The 4,853-nt window shown below is 70.3% G+C and carries 4 protein-coding genes and 1 pseudogene; 2 read left to right on the top strand and 3 right to left on the bottom strand.

Annotation, left to right across the window (positions count from 1 at the left end; translation table 11 throughout):
• Positions 1-1,162: pseudogene (locus ACWGH4_RS31345) on the bottom strand (IS701 family transposase); the annotation flags it as partial.
• A gap of 203 nt (positions 1,163-1,365) precedes the next feature.
• The gene (locus ACWGH4_RS31340; protein WP_453466843.1) at positions 1,366-1,788 is read right to left on the bottom strand and encodes a DUF5958 family protein; all 423 of its coding nucleotides are present in this window, start codon (positions 1,786-1,788) and stop codon (positions 1,366-1,368) included.
• 190 nt (positions 1,789-1,978) lie between these two features.
• Between ACWGH4_RS31340 and ACWGH4_RS31335 the strand changes: the two genes are divergently transcribed.
• Both ACWGH4_RS31335 and ACWGH4_RS31330 read left to right on the top strand, forming a co-directional pair.
• A complete protein-coding gene (locus tag ACWGH4_RS31335) occupies positions 1,979-2,377 on the top strand; it encodes a DUF4440 domain-containing protein (RefSeq protein ID WP_441261511.1) in 399 nt (132 codons plus the stop codon).
• 371 nt (positions 2,378-2,748) lie between these two features.
• A complete protein-coding gene (locus ACWGH4_RS31330; protein ID WP_453466841.1) occupies positions 2,749-3,975 on the top strand; it encodes an NAD(P)/FAD-dependent oxidoreductase in 1,227 nt (408 codons plus the stop codon).
• Positions 3,976-4,092: 117 nt separating this feature from the next.
• On the opposite strand, the gene ACWGH4_RS31325 is transcribed toward ACWGH4_RS31330, so the two are convergent.
• The gene (locus ACWGH4_RS31325; protein ID WP_453466839.1) at positions 4,093-4,767 is read right to left on the bottom strand and encodes a hypothetical protein; all 675 of its coding nucleotides are present in this window, start codon (positions 4,765-4,767) and stop codon (positions 4,093-4,095) included.
• Between the last annotated feature and the right edge of the window lie 86 nt (positions 4,768-4,853).

Below are 4,853 nucleotides of genomic sequence, written 5' to 3'. Positions count from 1 at the left end.
GCGATGGTCGCGCGGGTCGCCCGGTGACGCTGCGGGCAGGGCGAAAAGTCGTTGGATCTCGTTGCAGGTGAGGGCGATGAGCCCGTCGGAGGCAGGGCGGTCGTGATGCTCGCCTGCGCGGACGGCGGCGAGGAAGGCGTGCGCGAGCATCGCGAGGTCACCCACCGCAGCCAGGGGGGTGTAGCGGCGGACCTGGTGTTCGTCCAGGCCGGCGAGGCCCTTGCCGGCCTGGAAGGTCTCCTCGATTCTCCATCGGGTTCCGGCGACGCGGACGAGGACGGACAGCGGCACCGGCCGTGGGGCTGAAGCAGCGGTAGTAGGCGAGTTCGCCGGTGGTGCGGTTGCGGCGGATCAGCAGCTGGCTGGCGCCCGTTGCTTGGGAGGGATTCACATCGACGGCGGCCCAGTCGTAAAGACGCGGGCCCTTCGCACCGGAGCCTGCGGACAGTCGCTGCCAGCCGCGTCGGGGCACCTTGCGCATGAGCGTGTCGACGCGGAACTTCCGGGCGGGAGTGCGTACTTCGGTGCGGCAGGAGACGGCCATGACGTATCCGCTCCCGTGCGCGGCGATCATCGACAGCAGGGCGGGGTTGCCGCCGTAGACCTCGTCGCCGGTGACCCAGCCGACGCTGTGGCCGCTCGCCCAGAACCGCTTGAGCATCACGGCGGCCAGCTGCGTCTTGGTGGCGAAGTGCACGTCGTCGGGATCCAGGCCCGCCGCGCGGCACCGCTCGGGATCCTCGGTCCATGTCCGGGGCAGATACAACTCGTGGTCCACGGCGGCGTGTCCACGCGCAGTGGCGTGCACGAGGTAGACCGCGACCTGGGAGTTCTCGATCCGCCCAGCGGTTCCGGTGTACTGGCGCTGCACCCCGACGGTCGCGTTCCCCTTCTTCACGTCACCGGTCTCGTCGACGACCAGGACGGCCTGCTCGGTGCCGAGGTGCTCGACGACGTACTCGCGCAGGTCATCGCGGATCGCGTCCGCATCCCACTTGGCTCGCTCCAGCAAGTGCTGCATCCCGTCCGGCGTGGGCTCACCGGCCCATTCCGCGATCGTCCAGCAGTTCTTGCGCGGCAGGTCGGCGAGCAGACCCCGGACGAACTTGCCTACCCTGCACCGGGGTTCAGAGCGGGCGAACCGCCCGGCTATCCGTGTCATCAGCCCCTCGAAGTGCTCGTCCCAACGAGCAGGGCCTACGCTGTGACCTGCGGCCACCGTCTGATCTTCTGCCTTCACACACCGATGATCACCGGCGGCCGCACCTGTCTCCGCACCACCCAGCCCTCAAGATCCACAACTACGGCTGGAGTACTAGCGTGCGCTGGTCCTGGGCCTTGGTCGGGACGGGCCGTTGCCATTCCCTAGGTCGAGGGAAGCAGGGTGTGCCACGCGTGTCCGCAGGTGCCTTTGCAGTACGTCTGCCTGCGGCGGGTGTCGGCGACGGAGAACACCGAGACAAGGACACGGAAGGCTTTGACGTGTTCGTCGGCAGGGAGGGCCGCGAAGCCGTAGCGGGGCGGGTCCATGCAGATCATCACCGAAGGGTTGGCTGTGGGCTTCACTCCGGACCGGGATACTCCTGCGCGCCCGTCCGCCGCCGTGATGTGCACTTGCATCGCGTAGCCGGCGACTTCTTGCAGTACCGCCCGCCTTCCTGCCGGGGAGAGGGCGGAGAACCAGGTTGTCGCGTCGGCCAACGTGCGGAGCCCTTGGGCGACCTCGTTGACGACCCGCTCGGTTTCACGTCGAACGGCTCGCCCGTCCTCGCTGCCAGGTACGACCATTTCCCGATCGTTCCACATCGCCTCGGGTCGCGAGGGCCGACGGCACGCAGTGTGGCGTTGTGGCGGCCGAGCCGCCGTTGCCAGCAGGCTGCGAGGCGCATGGACTCGTGCACGACGGTCTGCTCGACGACGTACCGCAGCCTGTCGAAACCGACGATGCCCGGTGCCCCCTCGCTGTTAATGTCGCGCCATGTCCAAGATCGAGATAGACGCTGTGACGGCCGAGTTCTTCGATGCCTTCGACAACCGGGGCGGCAAGACCGCCGACGTGGCCCGGATCCGCCGGCTGGTTCTTCCGGGTGGCGTGATCGTCAAGACCGGCCCGGAGCTCACGGTCTACACCGTGGACGAGTTCATCGAGCCTCGCCGGCGGCTGCTGACCGACGGTCGGCTGGTCGAGTTCTCCGAGTGGGAGACCTCCGAAAAAACGGAGATCGCGGGCGATATCGCGTCGCGGTTCGGCGAGTACCGCAAGTCCGGGATCTTGGACGGTGAGCCGTTCGAAGGAGGCGGGACCAAGACCATGCAGTTCGTCCGCACCTCAGAGGGCTGGCGGATCACGGCGTTTGCCTGGTACGACCAGCCGTGACCGCAGGAGCGGTCGGCTGCGGCTGCCGAGCAGGGCGTCGGGACACCTGCGGGAACGCCCGGGAACTCCGCCGCGCGGTGCCGTCGATGTCGTGAGCCGATGGTTCGCAAGCCGCCATGTCCGGCGTCCAGCGCGGGCGAAGAGCAGGGATGCGCCCGAGCGCACAGGGCAGCAACTGCGGCGTTCGGGCACCGGGCTGATCGGCAACCGGCTGTACCGGTGCATGGCCTGGCTCTGCGGCTTCTCGTCCACGCCGAGGACCAGTACGCCCCACGAGCCCCCGCCTGCGGAGTGATCTGTCGCACACGCTGTCACAGCGATCGACCGGCTGGTGTCTTGAGGCCGAACCCCTCGACAACCAAGGAGACACCATGACGGGCAACACCGAAGTGGTCGTGATCGGCGGCGGATACTCCGGCGTCATGGCCGCCAATCGCCTGAGGCAGCGCGAAGACGTGACAGTGACCCTGATCAACCCGCGTCCGACCTTCGTCGAGCGGATCCGCCTGCACCAGCTGGTGGGCGGGTCCCACGAGGCGGTCGTCGAGTACCGAGACGTTCTGGCCGAGGGCGTCCGGCTGGTCGTCGACACCGTGGCACGGATCGACGCCGCCGGGCGCAGCGTGACGCTGACGGGCGGCGGCTCGGTCGGCTACGACTACCTGATCTACGCGGTGGGCAGCGGCAGCGCCGACCCGAGTGTGCCCGGAGCGGCCGAGTTCGCCTACCCGCTCGCGAGCCTGGAGGAGGCGCAGCGGCTGCGGCCCGTCCTCGACAAGGCGCCTGTGTCGGCCGTGGTGACGGTGGTCGGAGCCGGTCCGAGCGGCATCGAGACGGCGGCCGAGCTGGCGGAGGAGGGCCGCAGCGTGACCCTGGTGTGCGGCGGGGTGCTCGGCCCGTACCTGCATCCTCGGGGGCGGCGCTCGGTGGCCGAGCGGCTGGCCGAACTCGGTGTGACCGTGGTCGACGGTGCCGGCACGTCGGTGACGGCGGTGACCCGCGATGCCGTGCGGCTCGATGACGGCCGCGAGCTGCCGAGCGACGTGACCATCTGGACCGCCGGATTCGGCGTGCCAGACCTGGCCGCACGCAGCGGGCTGAGCACCGACTCAGTGGGCCGCCTCCTCACGGACGAGACGTTGACCAGCGTGGACGACGTGCGCATCGTCGCGGCCGGCGACTCGGCGGCGCCGTCGGGCCTGCCGCTGCGGATGAGCTGCCAGGCCGCGATGCCGCTGGGCGCGCGGGCCGCGGACACGGTGCTCAGCAGGATCGCCGGGGAGCAGCCGTCGCACCTCAACCAGGCGTTCGCCGGCCAGTGCATCAGCCTGGGCCGACGCGCCGGCATCTTCCAGTTCGCCCACAGGTACGACGTCGCGGTGTGGTTCCACATCGACGGGCGCCCTGGCGCGAAGCTCAAGGAGTTCGTGTGCAAGGGCGTCGTCAAGCACCTGGCCGACGAGGCGCACAAGCCCGGTTCCTACGGCTTGCACCGCGTGTCAGGAGGCTCCAAGCGCCGGGAACTGCTGGCGGCCAGGCGCGGAGAGGCGCCGGCGCCGGAGCCTGCCCGAGTGGCCGGAGAACGTACGGCCCGCTGACCGTGCCGCCCCCAACCGGGCGGGGCACCGGCCAAAGCCGCCCCGAGGGACGCGATTTCACCCGCGCCACCCGCACGCGCCGGCTACGCAAAGGCGCAGCCGCGTTCGTGCCGGGGATCAGCGCCGTGTCGGGAGGCCCAGGAGGCCGGTGAGTTCGGCGTCGGTGGCCGGCCTGAGTGTCGACAGGATGTGGCGGGCCGCCGAGAGGTCCGTGTGACGGCCTTGCACTGTCACGGTGTAGACGAGGTCGTCGCGGCGCAACCGCAGTTCCTGGTGCTCGTGACCGCCTTCGTACGTGAGCAGTTGGCGGCCTTCGCCGTCGTCCACGCAGTGGATCGGGTCACCGAAGGGAACGGGGCAGCCGCGTGCGTCGGCGCGGCGGGTGTCGTGTCCGGCGCGTTCCACGCCGAGATGCAGTCGTACCGATTGGGGCCTCTCGTACTCGGCACCGAAGGTGTCCGCGCCCGCGCCCAGGGCTCGCAGCGTGTAGCCCGACGGCGGATCGCCCACGCGTAGCAGGCCGCGGTCCACGTCGTGGGCGGCGAGATGCTCGTCGAGAGTCGGCGGCTGCGAGGCGTCCCGGTAGGCGTACGCTCCGCCGCCGACGAGAACGGCCGCCGCCCCGAGCGAGCCCAGTTTGATCCGGGCGCCGGGGAGGAACAGCGCGGCCGCGAGCGCGTAGCAGGAGGCTCCGGCGGCGTAGAGCGGAAGGGCGTTCTCGAGGCGGTCGATCTCGAAGTTCACCACGGCGGCCACGGAAGCGCCGGCCGTGCCGGACACGTAGACGGTCACCGTCCATGTCCACCGGCCGTGTCGCCGATGGGCGAGCGGAACGATCGTGCGGGCGGGGGGGGGGGCCCCCCCCCCCCCCCCCCCCC

This window comes from Streptomyces sp. NPDC054847 (assembly GCF_053610925.1).
The sequence above is the reverse complement of the archived record's forward strand: the minus strand, read 5'-3'. Positions and strand labels throughout refer to the sequence as shown.

Bases quoted from the DNA above. Each gene is read 5' to 3' on its own strand.
- ACWGH4_RS31340 (WP_453466843.1), bottom strand. From the start codon at position 1,788: ATGGTCGTACCTGGCAGCGAGGACGGGCGAGCCGTTCGACGTGAAACC.
- ACWGH4_RS31335 (WP_441261511.1), top strand. From the start codon at position 1,979: ATGTCCAAGATCGAGATAGACGCTGTGACGGCCGAGTTCTTCGATGCC.
- ACWGH4_RS31330 (WP_453466841.1), top strand. From the start codon at position 2,749: ATGACGGGCAACACCGAAGTGGTCGTGATCGGCGGCGGATACTCCGGC.